Origin of the sequence: Solirubrobacter soli DSM 22325 (assembly GCF_000423665.1) — a bacterium.
Taxonomy (GTDB): Bacteria; Actinomycetota; Thermoleophilia; order Solirubrobacterales; family Solirubrobacteraceae; genus Solirubrobacter; species Solirubrobacter soli.
The window spans coordinates 1-26,685 of record NZ_AUIK01000020.1 but is presented as its reverse complement, the minus strand read 5'-3'; the positions used below and the strand labels follow the sequence as shown (position 1 = coordinate 26,685).

The following is a 26,685-nucleotide window of genomic DNA, read 5'->3' as shown; positions in this document are numbered from 1 at the left end:
TCGCCGCACCAGCCTGGCGCCGCCGATCGCGTTCCACGCCGCGCCGGCGGCGAGGCGCTCGGAGCACGTTCACACACGGACGGCCTCTCGGTCCCCTAGATTCCGCCGGTGGACTTCGACTGGCTCGTCATCGGCTCCGGCTTCGGCGGGAGCGTCAGCGCCCTGCGGCTCGCGCAGAAGGGCTACAAGGTCGGCGTGCTCGAGTGTGGGCGGCGATTCGCCGACGACGAGTTCCCGAAGTCGACCTGGGACCTGCGGCGCTACTGGTACGCGCCGCGGCTCGGCCTGAACGGGATCTTCCGGCTGACGATCTTCAAGGACGTCGCGATCGCCTCGGGGTCGGGGGTCGGGGGCGGGTCGCTGGGGTACGCGAACACGCTCTACCGCGCGCCGGCGCGGTTCTATGAGGACCCGCAGTGGGCGGGGCTCGACGATTGGCAGACCGCGCTCGCCCCGCACTACGACGAGGCCGAGCGGATGCTCGGCGTCGCCACGTACGACGAGGACGATCCCGCCGACGACTATCTGCGCGAGTACGCGGAGGAGATCGGGGTCGCGTCCACGCATGCCAAGACGCGCGTCGGCGTCTTCCTGGGCGAGGCGGGGAAGACCGTGCCCGACCCGTTCTTCGGCGGCGAGGGGCCGGACCGCACCGGCTGCCTGCGGTGCGGGCGCTGCATGGTGGGCTGTCCGCACGGCGCCAAGAACACGCTCGTCAAGAACTACCTGTACTTCGCCGAGCGCGAGGGCGTGAGGATCATGCCCGAGCGCACCGTCCTCGACATCAAGCCGCTCGCCGGAGGCGGCTACGCGGTCACGTCGACGCCGTCTGGGCTGCGGCGCGGCCGCCAGACGCTGAGGGCCCGCGGCGTGGTCGTCGCGGCCGGTGCGCTCGGCACGAACCGGCTGCTGGCGGCGTGCCGGCTCAACGGCTCGCTGCCGCACATCTCGCCCCGGCTCGGCGAGCTCGTGCGGACCAACTCCGAGGCGATCCTCGCGGTGACGTTGCCGCACGGCTCGCCGGACGTGATCCGGCGGGTGGCGATCACCGGCTCGATCTACCCCGACCCGCACACCCACATCGAGACCGTGGTCTACGGCAACGCGGGCGACGGCGCGTCACCGCTCTTCACGCTGCTGACGGGCGAAGGGACGCCGCTCACGCGGCCGCTGAAGCTCGCGGGCGCGGCGGTGCGGCACCCGCGCACGCTGATGAAGACGCTCAACCCGCGCGGTTGGTCGGAGCGCACGATCATCGTCCTGGTCATGCAGTCGCTGGACAACGCGATCTCGCTGCGCGCGTGTCGCGGGCGCGGCGGGCGTGTCCGCCTGCGGACCGAGCAGGACCCCGAGCGGCCGAACCCCACCTTCATCCCCGTGGCCAACGAGTTCACGGCGTGGCTGGCGAAGCGCACGGGCGGCATCGCGCAGAGCTCGATCATGGAAGCCGCGGCGAACATCCCGTCGACCGCCCACATCCTCGGCGGCGCGGTGATCGGCGCGGACCCGTCGAAAGGCGTCGTAGACGCTCGGATGCGGGTCTTCGGCTACGAGAACCTGCTCGTCTGCGACGGCGCCGCGATCCCCGCCAACGTGGGCGTCAACCCGAGCCTGACGATCACCGCGCTGGCAGAGCACGCGATGAGTCACGTCCCGAGCGCGTAGCCTAAGGGGGAGTGTCAGCCGCTCCCGCCGAGGTCAAGCTCCCTGAGACCGACGACGATCAGGCCGCGGACCGTCCGTGGATCGTCATCGTCTGGAATGACCCGATCAACCTGATGAGCTATGTCGTCCTCGTCTTCCAGAAGCTGTTCGGATACAACCGCGAGAAGGCGACCGAGCTGATGCTCGACGTCCACCACAAGGGGCGCGCGGTCGTGTCCTCCGGCACGCGCGAGAAGGCCGAGCTGGACGTCTTCCGCCTGCACGAGCACGGCCTCTGGGCCACGATGAGGCAGGACTGATGTTCGGGCGCAACCGGCCCAAGCCGCGCGTCACGCCGGCCGCCGGCGGCTACGAGCTGCGCCTGGACGACCGCGAGCGCGCGCTGGTCCGCCAGATCCTCGGCGACATGCGCGCGCTGCTGATGCTCGACGCGAACGATCTCCGCGTCCGGCGGCTGTACCCGTCGGCCTACGCCGACGACGCGGAGAAGGAGGACGAGTACCGCCGGCTCACGCACGAGGAGCTGCGCTCGGCGCGTCTGGCGAACGTCGACACCGTCGAGGCGTCGGTCGACGCCACGACGCTGACGGAGGAGCAGCTGACCGCCTGGATGCAGGCGATCAACTCGCTGCGGCTGGTGCTCGGCACCCTCCTGGACATCACGGACGATGACCAGGAACTGGGCTTCGACCCCGATGACCCGGAGGCTCGCACGCAAGCTCTTTACGGGTATCTCGGCGGTCTGCTCGACGAGATCGTCGATGCCCAGCTCGAAGCCCTTCGCTAAGCGGGGACACCGGGGAGCCGATCGTCGACCTGCGGGTCTGCGTCGTCGCGCGGGATGACCACGAGCATCGCGGCGTAGGCGAGGATCGCGGCGCCGCCGGAGACGAGCGTCGCGAACACCCAGCCGACTCGCACGAGCGTGGGGTCGATGCCGACGTGCTCGGCGAGGCCGGCGGAGACGCCGCCCACGTACTTGTCGGTGGAAGATCGGGTGAGGCGCTTGGTCGTGTTCATGGGATCAAAGATCGTGCAAAAGCGCCCCGGGCACCATTGGGAATGACCCTTAGGTGGCCCGGGGCGGCTTAGGGTTCCGGGTCAGGGACGCAGGCAGAGCCCACGCTGGACGTGCACGGCTCGCCCTGTGGACGCGCTGTCGACCACCGCCCGGTCGGAGGCCGAGAGCTGAACGACGTAGCCGCAGGGCGGCAGCGCCGACAGGTCGACCTTGAAGCCGTGCCACCCGCCGGTCGCAACCTCGTGGGCCAGTGCCGGGTCGGCGACGCCCGTCGGCAGCGACGGGACACCTCCGGGCCCGCCGAGCACCGCGATGTCCCACCGGCGGAAGTGGGTGTCAGCGGCGCGGAACCGTCCCGTCACCCAGCCGGGCTTGACCTCGCAGTCCCCGAGGGTGTCGAGCTCGAGGTCGGCGACGTTGTTCGGGTCGACGCTCGCGCCGTTGAGCGTGTTGTCGAGCTGCACGAACCGCGTGTCGGCGATCGTGCCGCCCTGGAGCTCGAGCTCGATCTTCCAGACGGCGTCGCCGCTCGTCGGGAAGGAGCCGAGCACCCCGGTCGTGTTGTCCTGCCAGCCGAGCCAGGTCGTCCACCCGCCCGGTCCCGGCGTCCGGCTCACGAAGTGCCCGTCGCCGGTGACCGTGGGGAACGCGCCGGTCAACGGGAACGGCGTGCCGCCGGGGGTGTTCGTGACCATGATCCGGTACACGGTGTTCTTCAGCGCGGGGTCGGTCGGGCCGTGGAGAACGACCGCGCCCGCGAAGGGGCAGCCGCGCGCATCGAGCGGCGTCCCGTTGACCGCCAGGTGCGCGACCGGCTTCGTCAGCCCGGTCGTGTTGTCGATCTCGTCGGTCGCGACGCCGCCGACGATCACGAACTTCGCCGTGCCGTCATACGGCGTGCCCGGGGCGATCTGCACGTGCGTGTCGAGACGGTTGCCCCAGGTCGGGAGCAGGTTCGGGTCGGTCGTCGACGGCTTCGCGCCCCAGGAGAGGACCGCGCGCACGCGGCGCAGCACCGGCGTCTTGCAGTTCTTGCGGATCGCGTTGACGTCGACCGGCAGGACGGCCGCGTAGCAGAGCCCGCCCTTGGGCAGCTGCTGGTAGTCGTGCAGGTTGGTCTCGACGGTGCCGAGGTACTCGAACTTGCAGTCGTTGTCCCAGTCCGCCCAGAACGCGACGTACTCGGTGCTCCCGGCCGTGCACGGCGGGCCGGAGTAGCCGTAGGGCAGCTTGACGTTGAACGTCGCGACGAGCCGGTCGGCGTTGTTCTGGTGCTCGAGCCCGAGGCACTCGAGCTCCTCGTAGGCGGTGTTGCCGGAGGTCTGATCGATCGTGTCGAGCAGGGGCGCGAGCTCGATGCCCGCGTCCTTGGCCGAGACCGCGACGGTCGCGAGCTGGTCGGCGTCCGCCGACGCGCTGATCGTCTTGGCGATGTGCGGCAGCGCGAACCGATGCGGCGGAACCTCGACCTGCTGGTAGAGCTTCGCCAGGTACTCGATCGGCGTGTCGGGCAGCGGCGGCGGATCCGGGAGCGGCGGGGTCGGGACCTCGATCAGCTCGAGCGGGGGGAGCTCGAGCTTCTTGACGGCGTCGCTCGGGAGCTTGGCGATGACGTCCTTCACGAACCAGCGTCGCGGGCTGATCTGCACGTTGCACTCGTGGCGGTCGCCCCACACCGGGTGCCAGTCCGGCTGGCCGGCCGGCGGCATCACGTTCCACGAGAGGATCGCGCGCACGCGCGGCAGGACGGGGTTGCCGCACCAGTCGCGGCGTGGCTGGTGATCGACGCCGACGACGTAGACCAGCGGGTGCGTCGGGTCCTTGTGGCAGTCGTGCCCGATCGGGATGTCGTGCACGTTGACGCCGGCCGGCCCGGCGTCCTGCCAGCCGGAGCCGTAGTCGATGTAGAAGCGGACGAACTCGTAGCTGCCGCTCGTGCAGAGGTCACCCGCGTAGCCGGTCGGCCGCTTGACGATCAGGGTCGCCTCGAGCCGGTCCAGACGCGGGCTGTAGGAGACGCACGTGAGCGCCTCGTACGACGTGTTGAAGCTCTGCTCGACGACGACCGGGAAGTCGACGAGACCGGGTGCCGTGCCGAAGTAGTTCGGGTTGGCGGCGAGGAGCGTGCGGAACTTCGCCCGCGTCGGCTCCACATGGGCTGGCTTGTGGGGTTGTTTCTCCATTGCTCAAGAGACCCAAATCGTGGCCCACTGGATACGCTCTTCGTCGTGAAGGCGCTGATCATCCACGGCGGGTGGGAGGGCCACTCGCCGGACCTGTTCGCCGAGGCCTACGCGGGCATGCTGCGCGAGGAGGGCTTCGACGTGTCGGTCGAGGACACGTTGGACGTGCTGCTGGGCGAGCTCGGTGAGCTGAGCCTGATCGTCCCGATCTGGACGATGGGGGCGATCGCCGAGCCGCAGCTGCGTGCGCTGCTGGACGCGGTCGAGAGCGGGGTCGGCCTCGCCGGCTTCCACGGTGGCGCGGGCGACGCGTTCCGCGCCTCGCCCGAGTATCAGTTCATGGTCGGCGGGCAGTTCGTCGCCCACCCCGACGGCATCAAGGACTTCGACGTGACGATCGTCGACCGCGCGAGCCCGATCACAGACGGTCTCGCGGACTTCAGCGTCACCTCCGAGCAGTACTACATGCACGTCGACCCGTCCAACCACGTGCTCGCGACGACGGTCTTCCACCCCGAGACCGCGCCATGGGCGGAGGGCGTCGTGATGCCGGTGGCGTGGACGCGGCGCTGGGGCGCGGGCGCGGTGTTCTACTGCTCGATCGGGCACGCCATCGAGGAGCTCGACGTGCCCGAGGTCGCCGCGATGCAGCGGCGCGGGATGCTCTGGGCCGCGCGCGGCTAGGCGGGCGGGCGGCGCGTCCAGAAGGACGTCTTCTTCGCCGCGCCGGCCTTCGTCATGCCGATGTGCAGGTGGTTGCGGTGGGCGATCGTCTTGTCGACCTTGCGCTTGAGCTTGCCCTTCTTTGACAGGCACGGCGAGTACGGCCGGTACTGGCCCATCCCCGCGCCCCAGTAGCCGCAGTCCCAGATGATCTCCTCGACGCCCATCCGGCGCGCGAGCGCCTGCGGCTGCCCGAGCCTGTCCGGCGCCAGGAACAACTCGATCAGCCGTTCGGCCTCCTTGCGCTGGGCGGGGACGTCGACGTCCAGCGCCCAGTCGACCGCGCGGTTCTCGGCGTGCAGCGAAGCCGAGTGCGGCCCCCACTTCTCGCACCGGTACGTCCCCCAGAACGTGCCGCCGGCGTTCGCGGTCAGCCAGTTCACGAGCGCGGTCATCCCGGGCCTGGCCTTCTTGGAGCAGTGCGTCGCGGGATCGTACGCCGGCGCCTCGATCGGGAGGTCCGCCAGCGCGTCAGCGGGGTTCTTGGCCTGCGACGTGTAGGCGACGGGCCAGTTGAAGTCGTCCGCGCGGGCGGGAGCGGCGAGGACGAGGGCGAGCAGGGCGACGAGGAACGACAGACGGACCGGCATACGGTCTGTTGTCGGCACGGTCCAGGGGGTGGTTGAGCGCGCTCAGGGGGTCGGTGTCGCTTCCGGGACGAGTTGGCTGTCCTCTTGCGGCTGCAGCGGGCTCGACGCGTCGGGCGTCGCCGTCTGCGTGGGGGTGGGCGTGGGTGTCGGGGTCGGGGTCGGGGTGCGCGTCCCGGTGGGGGTGGCCGTCGCCGTCCCGGTGGGGGTGGGCGTGGGCGTCGCGGTGGCGTCCGGGCGGGGCTTGGCGAGCGGGGGATGGATCGCCGTGAGCCGGCCTTCGCCTTCGTAGACCACGGTCTTGCCCGCGGCGTCCATCGAGATCCGCAGGTCCACGGCCAAGGTGACGCGCTCGCGGCGCTCGCCCTTGGCCACCTGCTTCCAGAGCTCGGCCTGGTCGACGGAGACCTTGACGGCACCGTCGTCGCCCGGGGTGACGGAGAACGCCGCCGCCGGCATCGACAGCGGCGTGGTGAGCCGGTGGTCGGCGCTGGGGAAGGCGCGCTTGGTGGTCACGTGCAGGAATCCGGTGCAGACCTCGGGGGCGTCGGCGGGGCAATTGACCGCCAGGCCGACGAGACCGTCCGGCCGGGTGGTCGCCGACGCGGCGACGACGCTCGGCCGCCCGGTGCACACCTTGTGCAGGCGCGTCCAGCCGTAGCGCTCGTTCCCGCACCAGAACTCGAGCGGCGTCATCGCCCACGCGGTCCGTCCGATCACGTACCGGCTCAGGATCGACTGCGGCGGCGAGCTCCGGTCGACCGACGGCCCGACGGCGATCGAGGACGCCGCGGCGCGAGGAATCGACGCGATCGCGTGCGTGGCGGGATCGCCGACCGCGACGTCGCTCGCGGTCATCGCGACCATCACGCCCGTGACGGTGATCGTGTCGTCCGGCGACGACCGGCGGTTGCCGGCGAACACGTTCGGCGGGATCTTCGACGCGTCCGCCACCGTCACCTGGACGACGGGCAGCTGGACCGGCGGGTCGGTCTGCCGCGCGATCGAGATGACGGCGGACGCGAGGACGGCGACGGCCGCGACGCGCCAGACGGGGAGCGGCACGTCCGGATTGCGGAACGCCTCGGTGCGTCGTTGCCGCCAGGAGACGATGACGGCGGCCAGACCCGCCGGCCACGCCAGCGCGCCCGGACTGAACGGGACGGCGAGCGCGGTCAGCGCGGCGAGGATGACGAGCAGCCAGAAGAGCCGCGGCCGCTGCTTGCGCGTGAGCTCGATCGCGCCGGGGCGGCCCCAGCGCGAGACCAGCCACAGCAAGAGCGCGCCGCTCGCGAGCGCCGGCAGCACCATCACCCGCAGGCCGATGATCAGCAGGTCGACCTTGGGCACGAGCGCGACCGCCTGGTCGGCCGGAAGCCCGGCCTTCTCGAAGCGCAGCCACATCACGCTGCCGCCGATCACGTACAGCAGCCCGACCATGCCGGCAGCCGCGCCGGCGAGCGCGGCGGCGCGCGTCACTCCGGACTCGAAGCTCGGCAGCAGGCCGAGCTCGGCGACCGCGGGCTCCGTCGCGCTGGGCGCGGGAACGGGATCGGGCGTGCGCATGGCTGCACAACTGAACGCGTCGGCGCTCACGCTGATACATGAGAGCCAAGGCCCGGCGCTCTCATCGATTCCACCGGAATCCGGGTACCGCGCACCCATGCGTGCACGCATCTCCATCGTCGCCGCGGCCGCCGTGCTCGTCACGGCCGCCGCCCCCGCCGCCGCGCAGGTCGCGCCGGCGCCCAAGCCGATCGTCACCACCATCGACAGGACGCCGATGGTCGAGCTCTATGACGGAGGCGGCGGGCTCCCGTACCTCGGGTCGACCACGAGCTACAACGCGGGTGACTGGGAGAACGCCCTGCGCACCTACCACGACTCCGGGACCTACCTCAACCAGGTCGCCCAGATCGACAAGATCGCCCAGAACGCGCTCGACCGCGGCGTGCGCAAGTATCGCCGCGTGAAGGCTCGCGCCGCCCGCCACGGGCACGACCACGGCCATGGCGGCAACGGCCACGGGCCGCGCAAGCCCGCGATCGTCCTCGACATCGACGAGACCTCGCTGTCCAACTACTCCGCGATCAACGCCGACAACTTCACGTTCGGGCCCAACTCCCAGGCCGAGGCGACCAACGAGATCGGCGTCGCGATCCCGGGCACGCTCGCGCTCTACCAGGACGCGATCAGCAAGGGCGTCGCCGTGTTCTTCATCACCGGCCGCGGCGAGGCCACGCGCCCCCACACCGAGCACAACCTCCAGACCCAGGGCTTCACCAAGTGGAACGCGGTCGTGCTCAAGCCGGCCGGCTCGACCCTCACCACCGTCGCGTACAAGAGCGCGGCGCGGGCGGACATCGAGAAGCAGGGCTACGAGATCGTGGCCAACGTGGGCGACCAGTACTCCGACCTCGCCGGCGGGCACGCCGACGTGACGTACAAGCTCGCCAACCCCTTCTACTTCCTGCCCTGAGCGCGCTGCGTGGGCGGCGGCGGGGCGACCTGGGTCGCCTCGCCGGTGCTCTGCAGCGTCTCGGCGCGCAGCTGGGCGGCGCGCAGCGCGTCGGCCGGGCCGTTGCGGACTTCGAGCATCGCCGCGTAGTCGTTGCGGACCATCGCGAAGACGTGGTCGAGCCCGCCGAGGGCGTTGCGTTCGATCGCGGTGTCGAAGTGGACCTCCGCGGCCGCGAGGTCGCCGAGGGTGGTAGCGAGAAGGCCGAGGTAGCGCTCGACCGAGCCCATGCAGTTGGCCATACCGACCATCACGTTGCGGGCGCGGTGCTCGATCAGCAGGTCGTAGAGCACGCGTGCCCGCCCGCGGTCGCCGACCATCGCGCAGGCCTGGGCGAGGATCGCCATGCCCGCCATCCAGAGCATGTCGCGGGGCAGCGCCTCGATGTCGATGCCTTCGAGAACGGCGCGGGCGCGGTCGAGGTCACCCGACTGGGCGAAGGCGAGCGCCATCACGGGGAGGTTGGTGCCGAGCTGGGGGTTCTCGTCGGCCTGGGCCGCCAGCAGCTCGGCGAACTGACCGAGCGCGTCGTGGCGCCAGGCGAGCGACAGGTGGCGGCCGGCGGCCTCGATGTCGATCTCCGGGGCCTGGGCGCGGCGGCCGATCTCGTACGTGCGCAGGATCAGCTCCTGCGCCTCCTCCTCGTGGTCGGCGAGCATCGCCCACAGGGTCTCCCAGCGGCTCGCGAAGTGCAGGTAGGTGGGCTGGCGCAGCTCTTCCGCGAGGTGGCGTAGGACACGCGACTCGCGGCGGGCGCCGTCGACGTCCCCGGCGTCGAGCAGGTGGTAGATCTGCCAATGCTGTGCCATCGCTTTCAGCTCGCGGTCGCCGAGCTGGGCGGCGAGCGCGAGGAACTCGCGGGAGAGCTCGAGCCGCTCCTCGAGGTCCGGCGACTGGACCAGGACCGTCTGGCGCGCCTCCAACGCGCTCACGAGCGCGAGCGGGTCGCCGCTCGAGTGGGCGAGCTCCAGCGCCCGCGCGCTGAGCGTCTCCACCAGGTCGGCCTGGCCGGTGAAGTGCAGGGAGTTGGCCAGCCGCGCGTGCAGCTGCGCCGACAGCGCGTCGTCGTCCACCACCGCGAGCGCGGCCTCGAGCAGCGCGACCCCCTCGGTGTCGACCGCGGCCGCCTGGGCGTAGCCCATGGTGCGCCCAAGTGCGGCGTGGGCCAGTTCGGCGGCGAGACCCTGGGCGTGGGCGAGCTCCGCCGCGGCCGAGAACGTCGCCGCGGCCTCGGGATCGCCCCCGCGCGACTGCGCGCCGCCGAGCGCGAGCAGCAGCGCGCAGCGTCGCGGGTCCTCGTCCGGGAGGCGCTCGAGCGCGTGCCGGTAGTGCGTCGCCGCGTCCTCGTACGCGAACGCGCGGGTCGCCGCGTCGCCCGCCCGCCTGGAGAACTCGACCGCCTTGCCCTCGCGATCGAGGTGGCGGCTCTCGAAGTAGTGGTAGGCGATCTCGGCCGGCGCCGAGCGGCCGACCTCCTCGAGCGCGTGGGCGATTCGATGGTGCGCGCGCACCCGCCGGGTGGTGCTCTGGCGCTCGTAGAGCGTCTCGCGCACGAGCGCGTGGGAGAAGACGAAGCGGTCGGCGGCGTCCTCGACCTCGCCGATCAGCGCCGCGTCGCTCGCCTCCTCCAGCGCCGAGATGATCCGGTCCTCGGGCTCGGAGACGAGCGCCTCGAGCACCTCGAGGTCGAACTCGCGGCCGATCACCGACGCGACGCTCAGCAGCTGGTTGGCGGTGTCGGAGAGGCGGGCGAGCCGGGTGCCGATCAGGTCCTTGACGCCCTCCGGCACGCTCGCGTCGGACCCCTCGGCGATGCTGCGCAGCGTCTCCTTGATGAAGAACGGGTTGCCGTCGGTGGTCTCGTGCAGACGCACGACGAGCGAGTCGCTGGCCTCGTGCCCGACCGCGGTGGCGAGCGCCTGCGTCTCGCCGCCGCTGAGCCCGAGCAGCGGGACCCGCTCGAACTGCGGCTCGCGCGCGAGCCGCCCGAGCAACTCGTTCAGCTCGCCGCTGCGGTGGGCGTCGGCGTCGCGGACCGTGCCCAGGACGAACTGACGCGCGGGCTCGAGATCGCCGAGCAGGTGCGCGAGCAGCAGCGCCGTCGACGTGTCCGCCCACTGGAGGTCGTCGAGCACGAGGACGACCGGTGCCTCGCGGGCGATGTGGGCGAGCAGCCGCGTGACCGCCTCGAACAGGCGGAAGCGCCGCGTCTCGCCGTCCTCGGCGATCGGCTCGCGCCCCTCGCCGCGGCGCAGCGCGGGGATGAACCGCGCGAGCTCGGCGAGCTCCGGCTCCAGCTCGCGCGGCAGCGTCAGCGTCTCGCGCTGCGCGATGTAGTGCTGCAGCGCGGTGACGAACGGCTGGTAGGGGACCAGCGACTCGAGGTCGCAGCGCCCGTAGAGGACGATCGCGCCCTCCGCGTGGGCCTCGCGGCTGAGCTCGGCCGCCAGCCGCGTCTTGCCGATCCCGGGCTCGCCGACCAGCAGCGCGACCTGGCGCTCGCCGTCCACGGCGCGCGCGAAGCGGTCGCGCAGCCGCTCCAGTGCGTCCTCGCGGCCGACGAACGGGCTCAGCTCCGCCTGCAGCGGACCCGGCAGCGGGATGCCGCGCGGGCGGGGGAGCGGGGTGTCGGCGAACTGCCAGCCGGGGGCGCGCTCGCCGATCGACAGCCGCTGGATGCCGCGCGCGAGCGAAGGACGGTCGACCGCCTCGAGCGCGGCGCGGGCGAGGTCGCCCGCGGACGCGTAGCGGTCATGCGGGTCCTTGGCGAGCGCGGTGGCGATCACGGCGTCGAGCGTGTGCGGCGCCTCGGGGACGAGCGCGGTGACCGACGGCGGCGGCGACTCGAGATGGGCGAAGAGCTTCGCCGCGAGCGAGTCACGCGGGAAGGGGACGCGGCCGGTGAGCGCCTGAAAGAGCACGCACCCGAGCGCGTAGACGTCGGTGCGGGCGTCGACCGGATCCTCGTTGAGCTGCTCGGGCGCGGTGTAGTCGAAGGTGCCGACGAGCGTGCCCGCCTGCGTGACCTTCGTGTCGCTGTGGAGGAACTTCGTCAGGCCGAAGTCGGTCAGCAGCGCGCGCTCGCTCGCCCCCGGTGCCTCGATCAGGATGTTCGCCGGCTTGACGTCGCGGTGCACGAGGCCCGCGCGGTTGGCGGCGTCGAGCGCGGCGGCGACCTGGCCGGTGATGACCGCGGCGCGGATCGGGTCCAGCCGCGTCTCGACCGCGATCAGCCGCGCGAGGTCCGTGCCGTCGATGTAGCGCATCGTCACGTACAGCAGGCCGTCCTGCTGTCCCGCGTGGTAGATCGGGATGACGTTCGGGTGCTGGATCGACGCCGCCGCCTCGAACTCGTGCCGGAAGCGGGTGCGGAACTCGTCGTCGGTCGAGATGCCGGCCGCGAGCACCTTCAGCGCGACCTCACGCTTGAGCGGGACGTGTAACGCGCGGTAGACGACGCCCATGCCACCGCGGCCGGCCACGCCGCGGATCACGTGATCGGCGAAGGTGGCGCCGACGGCGAACTCGTCCATTGCGCCGCGTCTTAGCACCCGCCAGAGCCTGGCGCAATGGCCTGCCTGAGAGTCGCCGAAGGTCTAGGCCGGGCCCGTAGTAGGTGTCACGGTTCCTACCGTCGGCCTCCAAGTCGCCGCAAGGATGTCGGCGCCGAGACAGAGGGCCTTGATGCTCCAGCTTTCCCGCAGTCGGATGTCGATGGCCACGATCGCCGCGACGCTCGCGTTCGCCGCCCCGGCGCTGGCGATGCCGCCGGAGGTCACGCTCACCTCCCCGTCCGGGCGCCAGTCCGCGAACCCGCCCACGTTCGCGGGCACGGGCGGCAAGCTGGAGTGGGAGAGCCGTGAGATCGCGGTGGACATCTGGGCGGGCGACGTCGTCGGCGACAAGCCGCTGCAGGTCGCGAACGCGATGCTCGACCGCGAGACCGGCGGCTTCAGCGGCGTGTTGCCCGCGGTGCTGCCGGACGGCACGTACACGGCCCGCGCGCGGCAGCGCAACAGCGAGCAGGAGACGGGTTACTCCGCGCCGCTCGTGTTCACGATCGGCGCTCCGCCCGTCGAGGCGACACCGACGCCGACGCCGACCGCGACGCCGACCCCCACGCCGACTCCGACACCTGAGGCCTCACCCGCGCCGACGCACCTCGCCGGGACCGGGTTCGTGATCCGCGCGGAGCCCGACCCGTACGTGTGCAAGAGCCGCCGCGACTTCACCAAGCACGTCTTCCGCCCCGCCGGCACGGACCTGCGGGTGCGCGCGACGCTCAACGGCCGCAAGCTCAAGAGCGTCATCGGCCGCAAGGAGATCCGCATCCGCATCAACCTGGTCGGCGAGCCCAAGGACACCTACACGCTGCGCGTGAGCATCACGCGCACCCGCGACGGCAAGCGCTTCACGACCACCGCCGTCGAGCAGATCGACTACCACACGTGCATCCCGACGGCTAAGCCGTATTAGCACCGGGGGGGCTGCCGCCCCCCGGACCCCCCGGCTTAGAACACGTTCTTCGTCAGCCAGTCCGAGCTGAAGAACGCGAGGAACAGCGGCACCATCGCCCACATCAGCGGGTGGACCCGCGAGGCCTTGCCCACCGCGATCATCGCCGCCACGTAGCCGAGGACGCCGAGCCCGATGCCCGCGCTGATCGAGAACGTCAGCGGCACGCCGGCGATCACGAGGAACGCGGGGATGCTCGCCTCCGGGCGGGTCCAGTCGATCTCGGCGACGAGCCGGATCATCAGGTAGCCGATCATGATCAGCGCGGGAGCGACGGCGGGGTGCAGCCCCGCCTCGCCGACGCTCTGCCCGACGACCGCGATCAGCGGTACGAAGAAGATCGTCAGGAGGAAGAGGCCCGCGGTGATCACGCTCGCCAGGCCGGTTCGCGCGCCCTCGGCGACGCCGGCGCCGGACTCGACGTACGTGGTGACGCTCGAGACGCCCATCACGCCGCCGCCCGCTGCCGCCGCGGAGTCCACCAGCAGCAACTGCTTCAGGCGCGGCGGGTTGCCGTCCTCCTGCAACAGGCCGCCGGCCGATGACACCGCGACGGCGGTGCCGATCGTGTCAAAGAAGTCGCTCACGAAGAGCACGAAGATCACCGGCACGAGCGCCCACGTGAAGGCGTCGAAGAAGAAGTCCGGGTTCAGCGCGTCGCCGATCGTCGAGAAGTCAGAGCTGCTCGGGACCTGCGCGACCTTGTCCGGAGGATCGAGCACGCCGAAGATCAGCCCGATCGCGGTGCTCGCCAGGATCCCGATCAGGATCGCGCCGCGCACGCCACGGGCGGTCAGCACGATCATCACCAGCAGGCCGGCCAACGCCACCATCGGCGCGCCCCCGGTCAGGACGCCGAGGCTGATCCCGGTCGCGTCGTTGTTGACCGTGATGCCCGCGTCGCGGAAGCCGACGAGCGCGATGAACAGGCCGATGCCGACGCCGATCGAGAGCTTGATCTCCATCGGGACCGCGCGCATGATCGCCTCGCGCAGGCCGGCGATCACGAGCACGAGCGCGACCAGGCCCTCGATCACGACGCACGCCATCGCGACCTGCCACGGCAGCTTGCGGCCGAGGATCAGGTCGAACGCGACGACGGCGTTCAGGCCGAGCCCGCTCGCCAGCGCGAACGGCAGGTTCGTCAACAGGCCCATCGCGAGCGTGAAGATCGCCGCCGCCAGCGCCGTGGCGACCGCGACCGCATTGAACGGCAGCCCCGCCGCGCTGAGGATCGCGGGGTTGACGAAGACGATGTAGGCCATCGTCAGGAACGTCACGAGGCCGCCGAGCACCTCGGTCCGGACCGTCGACCCGCGTTGGGATACGGCGAAGTAGCGCTCGACCATGTGCCGCAAGCTACAACCGGCTGCGGCGGCACCATCTACCCCGGAATCTGCAGGAGCGCGGCGAGGTCTTCACGCGCGGCTCTGAGCAGGTCCGGCACGGGCTTGTCCGGCGGTTCCCGCTCGTTCAGCATCGGCGCGCCGAACCAGCCTTCGAGATCCTCGTGCTGAAGGAGCACACGCCCTTCGGCGAGTTCCTCTCTCGTCCACTTCGGGTCGGTCGTCAGCAGGCGATCTGCGAACCCAGCGCCCAGCAACTGGATGCCGTAAGCGTCATCGGCGACGAGCGAATCGAATGCGGTGGCGTTGTGACCGTCCGGGCGGCGCGGCCAATCACGGCGGACGTAGTTCGGCGACAGTGCGCCACTCACGTCCCACCCTCGCCAGACCGCGGCGTACTCGAGTTCGGCCGCGTGGCTGCGCAGGAGGGCGACGACGTCATCCAGCATCGAACGCCACCACTCGCCACCATCTTCGCCGCCGAAGACCACGACGATGCGGTCGCAACGTCGGGCCCAGGCGACACTGCGGAAACGGTCGCCGTTCGACGCGTAAATGCGGCGCACGGCGTTGTCGTGCAACTCGAGCTCGGGCCACGCGAACGAGTCAGCGAGCACCGACTCGCGACGCTGCCAGTCCCCGTGGCGAGCTTCAAGGTAGGCCGCGGTCGCACCGTTCCATCGACAGAGCTCGACTGCGCCGGTCATGAACGCCCTGACGGCCATCGGGTCCGCGACCCAGGCGTATTCGCCGGGCCCTGTCATGAGCCGTTCACCGCGGAGGCTCGCCCGGCAGGCAAGGATCGGTGCACGTGCCGGAGGCCGCGATACGGTCGTGTCCCGAACCACCAGCGTTCCCTGGAATCCACTGGCGTCAAGCGCGGCGAGCAGTACCGGAAGCACCTCCTGGAACACCTCGCTCGTCGAGACATAGAACCGGACGCCTTCAGCGATCGCCTCGAAGTGCCACCCTCCGAAGACCTCCAGGTTGCCGCGGAAACCTTCGATCTGTGCTCCGACAGCGTCGTGGAGGATCGCGCATGCCGCCTCACGGTCACCCGCTTCGAGGTCGAGGACCAGTTCGAGCGCCCAACCCGGACCGTCTTCGCGCAGCTCTTGGACCTCGGTCCACACCCACCCGTCCACCGTCACCATCGCTACCCCGCTAGCCACTGAGACGTCACGACCGCGCCGCAGGGGAGCGGGCCACTCAGCGCCTTGACCTTGCCAGTGGCCGGGTTCATGAGACCGAGCTGCGGGCGCCTGAAACGGCCGCCGGCGTACCGCGTCCTTGCCACGAGCAGCTGCCGCCCATCGGGAGACCATGCGGATGGCTGCCAGTCAGTGCCGTAACTCGCGATCTGCCGGTCGGATTCGGACACGATCCTCAACCGAGCGCCCTTCGCTTGTCCTATGCCGTACGCGAAGCGCCCGTCCGCGGCGAAGGCGATGCGTCCGGCGCTACGCATGTGGATGCGGACGTGCCGTTCATCAGCGCCGCCCGCGCTGCGGATGACTTCGAACTTCCCCTTGTCCTGGACGAACGCAGTAAGGCTCTCGCGGACGTAGGCAAGCCCCCACACGTACTTGTAGGTCGCGCCGTCCTTGAAGGCACCATCAGGGGCTCGCGTCACGATCTGGTCAGCCAGTCGGCCGTCGCGCTCTACGAGGCGGGCGAACGCCAGGCGGCCGTCGGTCCCGAGCGCTGGACTGTGCCCAGGACCGATGACGGTGCCCTGGTATGGCGTCGCCTCGCGATCGGCGACCACGACGTGGTCGAGGAGATCGATCGGATAGGAGAACGCGACCTGTCCGTTGGCTACGGAGAAAGCATCGATACGACGTATGTCGGTCAGTCGGGCGAGACGTCCGTCGAAGATCTCGTACATGCCGACCGCGAGCGGCTCATGGGCGCACAGAACCACCACGCGCCCGGACAGGGGTGGGGCGGTCGTGCCGAGCAGCGCCGCGGCTGCAGAAATGGCCAAGGCTCGAAGCACGAGCAAGGTTCTAGCGGTGGTGGCCGGCGTCGGCCACCACCGCTGGACCAGGAGCTGCGATCAGCGGTTGGTGACTTCGCGCGCGAACGTCTCGAAGACGTCCACGTAGCGCTGCAGGTCGGCGTCGGAGTGCAGCACGCTGAGCGTCCACTCCTCGTCCTGGCCCGGCGTCATGAAGATGCCGTTGTTCATGTGGTAGAGCCACGCGAGGTCGGTCAGGTCGTGGTGGATCTTCGTCAGGTAGTCGCGGTACTCGCGCACCGGCTCGGACGACATCACGACGCAGCCCTTCGAGCCCAGGCCGACGGTGTGGGCGGGGAGCTCGTACTCGGCGATCACGCGCTCGCAGCCGGCCATCAGCTTCTCGTTGGCGGCGTGCAGCTGCTTGTAGGCGTCGGGGGTGAGGACGTCCAGCAGCGTCGCCTGCGCGGCGGCCATCGTCAGCGGGTTGCCGTTGAACGTGCCCTGCTGCTTGACCTGGCCGGCCGCGACCAGCTCCGCGAGCGGGTCGGTCATGCCGATCGCGCCGCCCGGGAGGCCGCCGCACATCGCCTTCGCCAGACACACCACGTCCGGCGTGACGCCGAACAGCTCGGTCATGCCGCCCGCCGCGACCGCGGCGCCGGTCTTGACCTCGTCGAAGATCATCACGGTGCCGTTGGCCGAGCACAGCTCGCGCACCTTCTCCAGGTAGCCCGGGACCGGCGGGACGATGTTGATGTTCATCATCGCCGGCTCCATGATCACGCCGGCGACCTGGTCGTCGAGCGCGGCGGCCAGCGCCTCGGCGTCGTTGAACGGGACGACGCGCGTGTTCTCCGCGGTGCCCGGGGCGAAGCCGAGGCCGTAGGGGACCGGGTTCGGGCGCGAACGGTCGCCCATCGTCTCCGGCGAGGGCTTCACGCTCACCATCACGGCGTCGTGGTGGCCGTGGTAGGTGCCCTCGATCTTGAGGATGATCGGGCGCCCGGTGAGGCCGCGGGCGAGGTGGACCGCGTCCATCGTCGACTCGGTGCCGGAGTTCGTGAAGCGCCAGTGCGGCAGGCCCCAACGGCGCCGCAGCTCCTCGGCCACGACGATCGAGCCCTCGGTCGGCGCGGCGAAGTGCGTGCCCTCGTCCATCCGCGCCTTGACGGCGGCGGCGATCACCGGGTTCGCGTGCCCGACGCACATCACGCCGAAGCCGTTGTGGAAGTCGGTGTACTGGTTGCCGTCGACGTCCCAGACCTGTGAACCCTTGCCGACCGTCAGGTACGTCGGCCACGGGTCGTTCTTCTGGAACTGGGACGGTACGCCGCCCGGCATCACGGCCTTCGCGCGCTCGTAGTACTCACCCGACTTGCGGGTGCGCTCGAGCAGAAGAGCGCGCTCGCGCTCCATCAGTGAATTGACCCGGACCCGATCGATGTTCGACGGGGCAGCAGGCAGCGTTGCGGACATGCGTGAGCACCTCCTCGTGGGTGACCTAGAGAGCCGGCCACCGGGGCAGGGTCGCCGTGCGGCTAACCGTACCTCGGAGACCGGCTCGATCTGGTGCGGTTAACCCGCCGAGATGCGCTTTCCGCCCAGCGTTCCGGTCACGTGCGCACGTGAGAACTCAAGCGTGCCCGCGGCGGCGGAGGGCCCGGAGACCGTCAGCGTGCCGGTCCCGGTGGAGCTGAAGGTGCCCGACACGCGCACACCGCGGATCCACTCGACGCCATGCAGCGTCAGCTTCGTCCGCGTCGACGTGACGTAGCCCGCGCGCAGGCCCGGGCGGCGGGACGACGTCGCGAACGCGGCGTCATAGCCGACACCCGCCAACGTGACCGACACCGCCGAGAACGTACGGCCGGCGAGGCCGGAGGTCCCCGTCGGGCGGAGGTCGTCGATCGACGCGGGGGCGAACGGAAGCGAGAGGCCCTGGTAGAGCGCCGAGGCCGAGGTGCGCGAGCAGGCGGCCACCGGCGCGCCCCGCAGGAACGCCACCGTGCCCTTCACCGCGCACCCGCTGAGGTCGGTGCCGAGCACGGAGTGGCCGACGCCGGGCACCGCGAGGACCTTCGCGTGCGGGTACTGGAGCGCGGTCCGGCGGGCGTCCTCCAACGGCGTCCGCAGGTCCGCGCGGCCGGACAGGACGAGCACCGGGACGTCCGGGCCGAGGTAGGAGACGGCTGCCGGGCGCGGCGTCGGCGGCCAGTTCTCGCACAGGCCGACCAGGCTCGACGAGAGCACCGTGTCGGCCGAGAACGGCTTGAAGACGTCCGCGTTCGCCGCCAGGAACGCCTTGACGGCGTCGCCGCGCGAGGCGACCGGCGAGTCGGGCGTCCACGGCAGGCGCGCCTCGATGCAGGACGTCGCCAGCAGGCGTGCCTCGTTGATGTCGTCGACCCCGCCGGAGCTCGACGGGATCAGCGCGCCGAGGTGCAGCAGCGGCGCCGCGTCGCCGGCGGCCAGCGAGGCGATCGCGGCGGGCAGGCCGGCGCGCAGTCCGGGGTCGAGGTCGGACTGCGAGAGCGCGTTGTAGAGCGTCGGCTCACTCACCCGTGCGGTCGTCACCTTGCCGGAGGGAGCGACCAGCGGGCCGCGGATCGAGCCGTTCTGCAGCCGCTCCACCGCCGCGGTCAGCGCCGCGTCGGGATCGCGGACGGTGACCGCGCACGGTCCCGGATAACAGACCTCGTTCAACACTCGCGGCGTGCCGAGGTGCCGCAGCTGGTCGTAGCCGTCGAGCCCGTCGACCGGCGTCGGCGAGTCGAGCACCAGCGCGGCCGTCGTGGCGGGGTAGCGCCGCGCGTACTCGCTCGCGACCTTCGTCCCGTACGACACGCCGAGCAGCGTCAGCTTGTCCACGCCCAACGCGCGCCGCAGGTCCTCGACGTCCATCGCGGTCTCCGGTGTGCTCCAGAACGCGCGCTTGTCGCCCAGCTTGGCGGCGCAGCCGGCGACGTCGCTCAGGCGCTGCACGTCGCAGTCGACGGCGCCGGACTCACCCGTGCCCCGCTGGTCGACCGTGACGAGGTCATACGCCGACCTCAGTGGCTTGAGCACCTCGGCGATGTCGTTCGTCAGCGGGACCGCGGACTGGCCGGGGCCGCCGCTGAGGAAGACGATCGTCCCGGTGGGCGTGCCGGTCGCCGGCAGCTTCGCGTACGCGAGCGAGAGCGTGCCCGGCGTGGCGCCGGAGTGATCCAGCGGAACGGTCAAGGTCGAGCACTGCGCACCCTTCGGACACGCCGCATCCGCCGCGGCCGGAGTCAGCGCGAGGACCACGAAAGAGAGCGCTGCGAGTACGACCGCACGGCGGGGCCTGCCTACAGCCATGAGTTACTCCTGAAAACGGTGGGTGTGGACGTTGGCCAATGTCTCCAAACCAGGCACACTTCATGCATGCCTGGTCTCGAAGAGCTCGGGTGGCTGCAATTCGAACGTCTCTGCGAGCTGGTGCTCGAGGCTGACGCGGGCGTGGACCCGACGCGGTGGGAAGGCTCCGCAGACCGTTGCCGTGAGGTCGTCCTCGAGGACGAGATCCACCTCAACGGCCGGACCCTGGCGCCGCCCGTGCTGATCCGATGCCAGTGGTCCCGCAACGACCCGGTCGATTCGCCGCCGCCGCGATTCAAGTCGGTCGTCATGTTCGCCAACCGCCCACTTCCCGGTGATGTCTACTACGGGGAGGACGAGTTGCGCGACGCGATCCGGCGGCTGCCGGCGCTGCGGATGAAGCTGCCGTCGATCCTCTCGCTCGACGCCGCCCCGCCCGACCCCGACGCGCTTGGGCGCTCGACGTTCGACATCGCGGCGACCCGCCAGCTCGCCCGCGTGTTCGTCCCCACGCCCGCCTGGAGCCGCGCCGTCGGCGTGCTGAAGGCGCACAACTTCCTCGTGCTGACCGGGCCGCCCGAGATGGGCAAGACGGCGATCGCGCGGATGCTCGGCCTGGCGCTCCTCACCCAGGGCTGGGAGGTCCACGAGACCACCCGGCCCGAGCAGGTGGAGCAGCTGTTCGACCGCTCCAGGCCGCAGCTGTTCATCGCCGACGACGCGTTCGGCTCGACCGAGTACCGCCCGGACGCCGCCGAGCGCTGGGCGAACAACCTCGACCGCATCCTGCGCGCGACCGACGAGCACCACTGGCTCGTCTGGACGTCACGTCCCGCCCCGCTCAGCGCCGGCCTGCGACGGCTCCACCGCGAGCGCGGCGGCGAGCACTTCCCGCAGCCCGCGGCCGTCCAGGTCGACGCGTCCGCGCTCGGCGTCGAGGAGAAGACGCTGATCCTCTTCCGCCACGCCCGCGCCGCGAACCTGCCCATCCAGGAGCGCGAGCTGGTCCAGAAGCACGGCGCGACCATCGTCCACGACCCGCACTTCACCCCGGAGCGCATCCGCCGCTTCGTGAGCCGCGGCATCCCGGTCGACGACGTCGAGCGTGAGCTGCGTGAGCCGACCGACGCGATGCGGACCTCGTTCGCCGCGCTCGAGCCCGAGCACCGGGAGCTGCTGTTGGCGATGCTCGACTCCCCGCCGGGCCCGGTCGCCGAGCGTGACCTCGCGGCGGGGCTGCGCCGTCACGCGACCAGCGGACTGCCGAAGGCGCCGGCCGACCTCGTCGACCGCCTCGCGGACCATTTCCTGCGGGTGATCGTATGAGGGTCGACTGGGTCCACCCGAGCTGGCGTGACGTCGTGATCGAGTCGTTGGCCGAGGACGCCACCGAACGCCGGCGCTTCCTGCGTTGCTGCGGCGTCGACGGCGCGGCGCTCGCGCTCTCGAGCCACGGCGGGACAGCCGGCGAGCGCAGCCGGCCGCTGCTGCAGGACGACGCCGACTGGGACGCGCTCGGCGACGGCCTGCACTACCTCTGCGGCCCGGAGATGGACGAGCCGCAGGCGCTGCTCCTCCTGGGCGTGCTTGCCGACACCGAACAGGACGCCGAGGTCGAGGCGCTCTCGCGGCTCGTGCTCAACCGGCTCGGCTGGAGCGGGAAGGCGGTCAGCGTCGACGCGATCGGGGCGTGGGCCGCGCTCTCGGTCAAGCTCGACCCGCGGCCGGACCCGCCGGCCGTGGCGATGACGTGGCTCGAGCTCGAGCCGTCGCACGCACCGGAGACGCCGGAGGAGCTCGAGCGGATGGCCGATTGGCTGCGCCTCGCCGAGCTGCTGACCGAGCGCACGCCCGAGCTGATCGAGGGCCTCGGCTTCCCGCAGCGCTACGAGAGCGTGCTGGAGGCGTTCGCGACCAGCACACCGCGCGACGAGCCGCCGATCGAGCGCGAGCTGCGGATCGAGTCGCTCGCGCGGCTGGCGAGCCTCGACAAGGAGCTGTCCGGACAGGCGATGAACGAGTCGCTCGCGCTCACGTTCGAGGTCGCCGAAGCGGTCCCGGACGAGCTCCCGATCTCGAACGGGTTCCCGATCGAGCGCGTGCTCAGAGACCTCTGAGCAGCTGCTGCATGCGCGTGATCTCGATCGCCTGATCGGCGTCGATATGCCGGGTGAAGGCGCCGATCTCCGCCTCGGCGCCGCCGCCCTTGTCGAGCAGCTCCTGCACCATCGTCAGCGCGCCGCGGTGGTGCATGGTCATGTAGCGCAGGAACAGTCCGTCGAAGCGCGCGCCGCGGGCGTCTTTGAGGCGTTCGAGCTGACGTGAGTTGAGCATTCCCGGCATGACCACGTGCTTGTGGGTGTGGTCGGTGGGGTCGACCCCGCGCGCCTCGAGCCACTTCCACATCTGGTCGATCTCGGTCTGCTGGGAGAGCTCCATGCGGCGGGCGAGCAGCCGGATGCTCGTGCTCTGCGTGCGGTCCGGGACCCAGTCGGCCATCGTCAGCGCCTGCTGGTGGTGGTGGATCATGCCCTGCATGAACTCCACGTCGGCCTGCGTGTGCTGGACCGCGGCGGGCGTCGCGTTCGGGTCCACCCGCTTGGCCGGCTCGCCGACCGCGCCGGGCTGGACGACGTTCACCGTCGGCTGAGGCGCGGCCTCCTCCTGCGGCTTGGAGGCGCCGCATCCGGCGAGGAGCGCGGCCAACAGCAGCCATTTGCCCATGCGCATCTTCTTAGGTTATCGTCCGGTGAGACTGGCGTGAGAAGGAGGAGAGATGAGGATGAGGATCCTGTCGGCGCTGTTAGCCGGCGCCGCGCTCGCAGTTCCAGCCACCGCCGATGCCCAGCTGCCATCGACGTCCGATCCGCGCGCCGCGCTGTCGGCCGGCTTGGACAACGCCGCGACGTCGGCGAAGGGCCTCGACCTGCTCGCCCACCTCAACAAGCCGCCGGGATGGTTCAACCCGGCCAACCCGGGTGACTTCGCGTTCCCGAACTCGGACATCGCGTTCCAGGGCAACTACGCCTTCTTCGGCTCCTTCAACGGCTTCAACATCCTCGACATCTCCAACCCGGCCGCGCCGGCGATCAAGACGTCGGTCGTGTGCCCGGGCGGCCAGGGCGACGTCTCGGTCTACAAGAACCTGCTGTTCATGTCGGTGGAGGAGACGCGCGCGAAGAAGGACTGCACGCTGACGCCCGCCGCCGACGCCACGACCCGCTTCCGCGGCGTCCGCATCTTCGACATCTCCAACATCGACGCCCCGGTCCAGGTCGGCCAGGTCCAGACCTGCCGCGGCTCGCACACGCACACGCTGGTGCGGCCGAAGAACGACGCGAACAACGTCTACATCTACGTCTCGGGGACGGGCGGGGTCCGCGCGGCGACCGAGCTCGCCGGCTGCGACGGCGGCCCGGCGACGGGCGCGAACCCGTCGCAGTGGCGGATCGAGGTCATCAAGGTCCCGCTCGCCGCGCCCGCGACCGCAGCGGTCGTCAGCGAGCCGCGCCTGTTCAAGGACGAGGTGAGCGGTCGAATCGACGGCCTGCAGAACGCCCCGCAGACGCCGCAGCACCCGTCGGGCATCAACTGGGGTCCCGTGCCGGACACCAACTCCTGCCATGACATCACCGTCTACGAGAAGTTCGACATCGCCGCGGGCTCCTGCGAGGGCAACGGCCTCCTGATCGACATCTCCGACCCGGCCAACCCGAAGCGCATCGACGCCGTCGCCGACCCGCTGTTCGCCTACTGGCACGGCGCGACGTTCTCCAACGACGGCAAGAAGGTCTTCTTCACCGACGAGTGGGGCGGCGGCACCGCCGCGCGCTGCCGTGCGACCGACCAGCTGAGCTGGGGCGCCAACGCGATCTACGAGATCGTCAACCGCAAGCTCGTCTTCCGCAGCTACTACAAGCTGCCGGTCGCGCAGACGACCTCGGAGAACTGCGTCAGCCACATCCCGTCGCTGGTGCCGATCCCCAACCGCGACATCTTCGTCCAGGCCTGGTACCAGGGCGGCGCGTCGCTGGTCGACTTCACCGACGCCGCGCACCCGAAGGAGATCGGGTACTTCGACCGCGGCCCGATCAGCGCGGCCTCGCTCGTGCTCGGCGGCTACTGGTCGACGTACTGGTACAACGGCGCCATCTACGGCTCGGAGATCGCGCGCGGCTTCGACGTGCTCGACCTCAAGCCGACCGCCGACCTGACGCAGGCGGAGATCGACTTCGCCAAGAACCGCACGGTCAAGGCCGAGCGCTTCAACGCGCAGAGCCAGGACGCGATCGTGTGGACCTCGCCTCCGGCGACGTCACCGGTCGGCGGGAACGTGCCGGCGACGCTGTCGCTGGCCATCGGCCCGCCCGCCAGCTTCGGCGCCTTCACGCCGGGCCTGGCCAAGACCTACGAGGCGTCGACCGGCGCCACCGTGATCTCGACCGCGGGCGACGCGCTGCTGAGCGTGGCCGACCCGAACTCCAACGCCACGGGCTACCTGGTCAACGGCGCCTTCGCGCTCGCGCAGCCGCTCCAGGCCCGTGCCCGCAACGCGGCGAACACGGGCACGGCGTACAACAACGTGGGTTCCTCGGCCTCGCCGCTGAACCTGCTCACGTACTCCGGCCCGATCTCAAACGACGCCGTGACGCTCGGCTTCAGCCAGCGGATCAACCAGAACGATCCGCTGCGCACGGGCACCTACAGCAAGACGCTGACGTTCACGCTGTCGACGACGACGCCCTGAGCACTGAGCGGCGGACCTTGCCCGAGCTGGTCTTGGGCAGGTCCGCCGCGAAGTCGACCACGCGCGGGTACTTGTACGGCGCGGTCGTGCCCTTGACGTGGTCCTGGAGCTCCTTGACGAGCGTCTCGGACGGCTCGTAGCCGTCGCGCAGGACGACGACGGCGCGGACGATCGAGCCGCGCTCGTCATCCGGGGCGGCGACGACCGCCGCCTCGGCGACGGCTTGGTGGGCGACGAGCGCGGACTCGACCTCGAACGGGCCGATCCGGTAGCCGGCGGAGATGATCACGTCGTCGGTGCGGCCCTCGAAGTGCAGGTAGCCGTCCTCGTCGCGGGTGACGCGGTCGCCGGTGTGCCAGGGGCCTTCGTGTGGCTCGTCCCCGAGGTAGCGCAGGAAGAACGTCGGGTCGGTCCGGGCGTTCAGGACGAGCTCCCCGTCGACGACGTCGAGCTCGACCCCGGGGAGCGGCTTGCCCATCGAGCCGGGGCGTGGGCGCTCTCCGAGCGGGGCGCCGGTCAGCTGGCCGGTCTCGGTCTGGCCGTACCCGTCGCGGATCCACAGCCCGATGGCGTCGTGCCAGGCGTGCAGGACCTCGGGGTTGAGCGCCTCGCCGGCGGCGACGACGCCCTTCAAGCTGGGGAGCGGACGCAGCTCCACCCGCTTGGCGATCACGCGGTACTCGGTCGGCGCCATGCACAGCACGTCAACCTGCTCGCGGGCGATCAGCTCGAGGCGCTCCTGCGGGTCGAAGCGGGCGTCGTGCAGCAGCGCGGCGGCGCCGCGGAGCCAGGGCGCGATGAACGCGTTGCGGGCGGACTTCGACCAGCCGGCGGCGGCGGTGCACCACACGAGCGCGCCCGGCTGCGGCGCGAGCCAGTGCTCGGCCTGGAGGTGCTGGCCCGTCAGGTATCTCTGGCCGTGCAGGACGGCCTTCGGCTCGCCCGCGGTGCCGCTCGTGAAGGTGATCAGGCAGGGGTCCTCGGGGGCGAGCTCGGCGGGCTCGGGAGTGTGAGATGCCTCAGCCTCGAACGGCACCCACAGCGTCTCGCCCGACCAGCCGGCCTCGCGCAGCGTCGCCTCGTTGCGGACGTCGGCGACGACGATCCGCGGCTGCGCGACGGCCAGCCGCTGCGCCAGGTCCTTCGGCCGCAGCTGCTCGGTGCAGGGCAGCACGACGTAGCCCTGGCGGAAGCACGCGAGCATCGTGAGCGCCCATTCCAGGCGGTTTCCGACCAGGGTGAGGACGACGTCACCGCGGCGCACGCCGAGCTCGTCGAGCGTCCCGGCCAGGCGGGCGCCGGCGCCGGCGAGCGCGCCGAACGTGTACTCGAACCGGCGGCCGTCGCGCGTCAGCTCGACCACCGCGCGCGCCTGCGGCGGCGCTGTGTGCACGACGTCACGCCAGAAGTTCACCGTCGCCAGGATACGATCGCGCCATGGCCTTCTACGACGTCACGGAGGACCAGCGGGCGATCCTCGAGATGGTGCGTCAGTTCGTGGACGAGCAGGTTCTGCCGCGGGCTGAGCATTACGACGCGGTGGACGAGTTTCCGGAGCCGATCGTGGCGCAGATGCGTGAGTTGGGCTTGTTCGGGGTGACGATCCCGGAGGAGTTCGGTGGGATGGGGTTGGATCTGACGACGTACGCGATGATCGTGGAGGAGCTCTCGCGTGGCTGGATCTCGATCAGTGGGATCGTGAACACGCACTTCATCGGCTCGTATTTGTTGATGAAGTTCGGCACGCCGGAGCAGCGGGCGCGGTTGTTGCCGAGGATGGCCACGGGGGAGATCCGGGCGGCGTTCAGCATGAGCGAGCCCGAGCTGGGATCGGATGTGGCGGCGATCAAGACCAGCGCCGTCAAGGACGGCGACGACTATCTGATCAACGGCCAGAAGATGTGGGTCACCAACGGGCTGTTGTCCGGGGTGGTGTTCGTGTTGTTGCGGACCGATCGTGAGGCGTCGCCGCCGCATCGCGGCCTGACCTGCTTCATCGCCGAGAAGGAGCCGGGCGCGCCGGAGAACCCGGGGCTGATCGTGCCGCCCAAGATCAAGAAGCTCGGCTATAAGGGCGT

The 26,685-nt window shown here is 70.8% G+C and carries 22 protein-coding genes; 10 read left to right on the top strand and 12 right to left on the bottom strand.

Annotation, left to right across the window (positions count from 1 at the left end; genetic code table 11):
• The first annotated feature begins 108 nt into the window (after positions 1 to 108).
• The 3 genes from G569_RS0113925 to G569_RS57905 are packed head-to-tail and all read left to right on the top strand — an operon-like array spanning position 109 to position 2,452.
• The gene (locus G569_RS0113925; protein WP_037496586.1) at positions 109 to 1,665 is read left to right on the top strand and encodes an FAD-dependent oxidoreductase; all 1,557 of its coding nucleotides are present in this window, start codon (positions 109 to 111) and stop codon (positions 1,663 to 1,665) included.
• An 11-nt stretch (positions 1,666 to 1,676) separates the two neighbouring features.
• On the top strand, positions 1,677 to 1,964 hold the full coding sequence (gene clpS / locus G569_RS0113920; protein WP_028063859.1) for an ATP-dependent Clp protease adapter ClpS: 288 nt from the start codon (positions 1,677 to 1,679) through the stop codon (positions 1,962 to 1,964).
• Positions 1,964 to 2,452, top strand: coding sequence for a DUF2017 family protein (locus tag G569_RS57905; RefSeq protein ID WP_028063858.1), 489 nt, complete (start codon positions 1,964 to 1,966; stop codon positions 2,450 to 2,452). The genes clpS and G569_RS57905 overlap by 1 nt, the downstream gene beginning before the upstream one ends.
• Here G569_RS57905 and G569_RS48245 read toward each other — a convergent pair.
• Positions 2,449 to 2,685 carry a PspC domain-containing protein gene (locus G569_RS48245; RefSeq protein ID WP_053226338.1) on the bottom strand — a complete coding sequence of 79 codons (237 nt, stop codon included), beginning with the start codon at positions 2,683 to 2,685 and terminating at the stop codon, positions 2,449 to 2,451. The two genes, G569_RS57905 and G569_RS48245, sit on opposite strands and share 4 nt — an antisense overlap.
• A gap of 81 nt (positions 2,686 to 2,766) precedes the next feature.
• Positions 2,767 to 4,839 carry a hypothetical protein gene (locus G569_RS0113905; protein WP_028063857.1) on the bottom strand — a complete coding sequence of 691 codons (2,073 nt, stop codon included), beginning with the start codon at positions 4,837 to 4,839 and terminating at the stop codon, positions 2,767 to 2,769.
• 75 nt (positions 4,840 to 4,914) lie between these two features.
• Between G569_RS0113905 and G569_RS0113900 the strand changes: the two genes are divergently transcribed.
• The gene (locus tag G569_RS0113900; protein ID WP_211232985.1) at positions 4,915 to 5,553 is read left to right on the top strand and encodes a ThuA domain-containing protein; all 639 of its coding nucleotides are present in this window, start codon (positions 4,915 to 4,917) and stop codon (positions 5,551 to 5,553) included.
• Here G569_RS0113900 and G569_RS0113895 read toward each other — a convergent pair.
• Together G569_RS0113895 and G569_RS64565 are read right to left on the bottom strand one after the other, a co-directional pair.
• The gene (locus G569_RS0113895) at positions 5,550 to 6,182 is read right to left on the bottom strand and encodes a VldE C-terminal domain-containing protein (RefSeq protein WP_028063855.1); all 633 of its coding nucleotides are present in this window, start codon (positions 6,180 to 6,182) and stop codon (positions 5,550 to 5,552) included. The two genes, G569_RS0113900 and G569_RS0113895, sit on opposite strands and share 4 nt — an antisense overlap.
• A gap of 42 nt (positions 6,183 to 6,224) precedes the next feature.
• Positions 6,225 to 7,745 carry a hypothetical protein gene (locus tag G569_RS64565; RefSeq protein WP_028063854.1) on the bottom strand — a complete coding sequence of 507 codons (1,521 nt, stop codon included), beginning with the start codon at positions 7,743 to 7,745 and terminating at the stop codon, positions 6,225 to 6,227.
• 97 nt (positions 7,746 to 7,842) lie between these two features.
• Here G569_RS64565 and G569_RS62550 point away from each other — a divergent pair, with 97 nt between their 5' ends.
• Positions 7,843 to 8,658 (top strand): HAD family acid phosphatase, encoded by an 816-nt coding sequence (locus tag G569_RS62550; protein ID WP_053226337.1) that lies wholly within the window; start codon positions 7,843 to 7,845, stop codon positions 8,656 to 8,658.
• On the opposite strand, the gene G569_RS0113880 is transcribed toward G569_RS62550, so the two are convergent.
• Positions 8,643 to 12,230 (bottom strand): serine/threonine-protein kinase, encoded by a 3,588-nt coding sequence (locus G569_RS0113880; protein ID WP_028063852.1) that lies wholly within the window; start codon positions 12,228 to 12,230, stop codon positions 8,643 to 8,645. The two genes, G569_RS62550 and G569_RS0113880, sit on opposite strands and share 16 nt — an antisense overlap.
• Before the next feature lie 181 nt (positions 12,231 to 12,411).
• Here G569_RS0113880 and G569_RS63790 point away from each other — a divergent pair, with 181 nt between their 5' ends.
• Positions 12,412 to 13,173, top strand: coding sequence for a hypothetical protein (locus tag G569_RS63790; RefSeq protein WP_169542140.1), 762 nt, complete (start codon positions 12,412 to 12,414; stop codon positions 13,171 to 13,173).
• A gap of 35 nt (positions 13,174 to 13,208) precedes the next feature.
• Here the strand turns inward: G569_RS63790 and G569_RS0113870 are convergent, their stop codons facing one another.
• The 5 genes from G569_RS0113870 to G569_RS0113850 all read right to left on the bottom strand — a co-directional run bounded on the left by G569_RS0113870 (position 13,209) and on the right by G569_RS0113850 (position 19,743).
• Positions 13,209 to 14,561, bottom strand: a complete 1,353-nt coding sequence (locus tag G569_RS0113870; protein WP_028063850.1) for an NCS2 family permease — start codon at positions 14,559 to 14,561, stop codon at positions 13,209 to 13,211.
• 35 nt (positions 14,562 to 14,596) lie between these two features.
• Complete coding sequence (locus G569_RS0113865; protein ID WP_028063849.1) at positions 14,597 to 15,712, bottom strand: hypothetical protein; 1,116 nt, start codon at positions 15,710 to 15,712, stop codon at positions 14,597 to 14,599.
• A 2-nt stretch (positions 15,713 to 15,714) separates the two neighbouring features.
• On the bottom strand, positions 15,715 to 16,545 hold the full coding sequence (locus G569_RS0113860) for a hypothetical protein (RefSeq protein WP_037496584.1): 831 nt from the start codon (positions 16,543 to 16,545) through the stop codon (positions 15,715 to 15,717).
• 72 nt (positions 16,546 to 16,617) lie between these two features.
• Positions 16,618 to 17,997 (bottom strand): aspartate aminotransferase family protein, encoded by a 1,380-nt coding sequence (locus G569_RS0113855; RefSeq protein ID WP_028063847.1) that lies wholly within the window; start codon positions 17,995 to 17,997, stop codon positions 16,618 to 16,620.
• 99 nt (positions 17,998 to 18,096) lie between these two features.
• Positions 18,097 to 19,743, bottom strand: a complete 1,647-nt coding sequence (locus G569_RS0113850; RefSeq protein ID WP_169542141.1) for an alpha/beta hydrolase — start codon at positions 19,741 to 19,743, stop codon at positions 18,097 to 18,099.
• Positions 19,744 to 19,926: 183 nt separating this feature from the next.
• On the opposite strand from G569_RS0113850, the gene G569_RS0113845 reads away from it, so the two are divergent.
• A complete protein-coding gene (locus G569_RS0113845) occupies positions 19,927 to 21,186 on the top strand; it encodes an nSTAND3 domain-containing NTPase (RefSeq protein WP_028063845.1) in 1,260 nt (419 codons plus the stop codon).
• Positions 21,183 to 21,977, top strand: coding sequence for a hypothetical protein (locus G569_RS0113840; protein WP_028063844.1), 795 nt, complete (start codon positions 21,183 to 21,185; stop codon positions 21,975 to 21,977). The genes G569_RS0113845 and G569_RS0113840 overlap by 4 nt, the downstream gene beginning before the upstream one ends.
• On the opposite strand, the gene G569_RS0113835 is transcribed toward G569_RS0113840, so the two are convergent.
• Complete coding sequence (locus G569_RS0113835) at positions 21,964 to 22,590, bottom strand: DUF305 domain-containing protein (RefSeq protein ID WP_028063843.1); 627 nt, start codon at positions 22,588 to 22,590, stop codon at positions 21,964 to 21,966. The two genes, G569_RS0113840 and G569_RS0113835, sit on opposite strands and share 14 nt — an antisense overlap.
• 52 nt (positions 22,591 to 22,642) lie before the next feature.
• Between G569_RS0113835 and G569_RS48240 the strand changes: the two genes are divergently transcribed.
• Complete coding sequence (locus tag G569_RS48240) at positions 22,643 to 24,607, top strand: LVIVD repeat-containing protein (RefSeq protein ID WP_084284994.1); 1,965 nt, start codon at positions 22,643 to 22,645, stop codon at positions 24,605 to 24,607.
• Here the strand turns inward: G569_RS48240 and G569_RS0113825 are convergent.
• Positions 24,582 to 26,021: an acetate--CoA ligase gene (locus G569_RS0113825; RefSeq protein WP_028063842.1), complete on the bottom strand. Its 1,440-nt coding sequence runs from the start codon at positions 26,019 to 26,021 to the stop codon at positions 24,582 to 24,584. The two genes, G569_RS48240 and G569_RS0113825, sit on opposite strands and share 26 nt — an antisense overlap.
• Before the next feature lie 23 nt (positions 26,022 to 26,044).
• Between G569_RS0113825 and G569_RS0113820 the strand changes: the two genes are divergently transcribed.
• The coding region (locus G569_RS0113820) for an acyl-CoA dehydrogenase family protein (protein ID WP_028063841.1) at positions 26,045 to 26,685 on the top strand (641 nt) is incomplete at its 3' end.

What these genes read in the sequence shown, in the direction of transcription:
- G569_RS63790 (WP_169542140.1), top strand. Translation starts at nt 12,412, where the DNA reads ATGGCCACGATCGCCGCGACGCTCGCGTTCGCCGCCCCGGCGCTGGCG.
- G569_RS48240 (WP_084284994.1), top strand. Translation starts at nt 22,643, where the DNA reads ATGAGGATCCTGTCGGCGCTGTTAGCCGGCGCCGCGCTCGCAGTTCCA.
- G569_RS0113835 (WP_028063843.1), bottom strand. Translation starts at nt 22,590, where the DNA reads ATGCGCATGGGCAAATGGCTGCTGTTGGCCGCGCTCCTCGCCGGATGC.
- G569_RS0113870 (WP_028063850.1), bottom strand. Translation starts at nt 14,561, where the DNA reads ATGGTCGAGCGCTACTTCGCCGTATCCCAACGCGGGTCGACGGTCCGG.
- G569_RS0113895 (WP_028063855.1), bottom strand. Translation starts at nt 6,182, where the DNA reads ATGCCGGTCCGTCTGTCGTTCCTCGTCGCCCTGCTCGCCCTCGTCCTC.
- G569_RS64565 (WP_028063854.1), bottom strand. Translation starts at nt 7,745, where the DNA reads ATGCGCACGCCCGATCCCGTTCCCGCGCCCAGCGCGACGGAGCCCGCG.
- G569_RS48245 (WP_053226338.1), bottom strand. Translation starts at nt 2,685, where the DNA reads ATGAACACGACCAAGCGCCTCACCCGATCTTCCACCGACAAGTACGTG.
- G569_RS0113845 (WP_028063845.1), top strand. Translation starts at nt 19,927, where the DNA reads ATGCCTGGTCTCGAAGAGCTCGGGTGGCTGCAATTCGAACGTCTCTGC.
- G569_RS0113865 (WP_028063849.1), bottom strand. Translation starts at nt 15,712, where the DNA reads ATGGTGACGGTGGACGGGTGGGTGTGGACCGAGGTCCAAGAGCTGCGC.
- G569_RS0113840 (WP_028063844.1), top strand. Translation starts at nt 21,183, where the DNA reads ATGAGGGTCGACTGGGTCCACCCGAGCTGGCGTGACGTCGTGATCGAG.
- G569_RS57905 (WP_028063858.1), top strand. Translation starts at nt 1,964, where the DNA reads ATGTTCGGGCGCAACCGGCCCAAGCCGCGCGTCACGCCGGCCGCCGGC.
- G569_RS0113855 (WP_028063847.1), bottom strand. Translation starts at nt 17,997, where the DNA reads ATGTCCGCAACGCTGCCTGCTGCCCCGTCGAACATCGATCGGGTCCGG.
- G569_RS0113880 (WP_028063852.1), bottom strand. Translation starts at nt 12,230, where the DNA reads ATGGACGAGTTCGCCGTCGGCGCCACCTTCGCCGATCACGTGATCCGC.
- G569_RS62550 (WP_053226337.1), top strand. Translation starts at nt 7,843, where the DNA reads ATGCGTGCACGCATCTCCATCGTCGCCGCGGCCGCCGTGCTCGTCACG.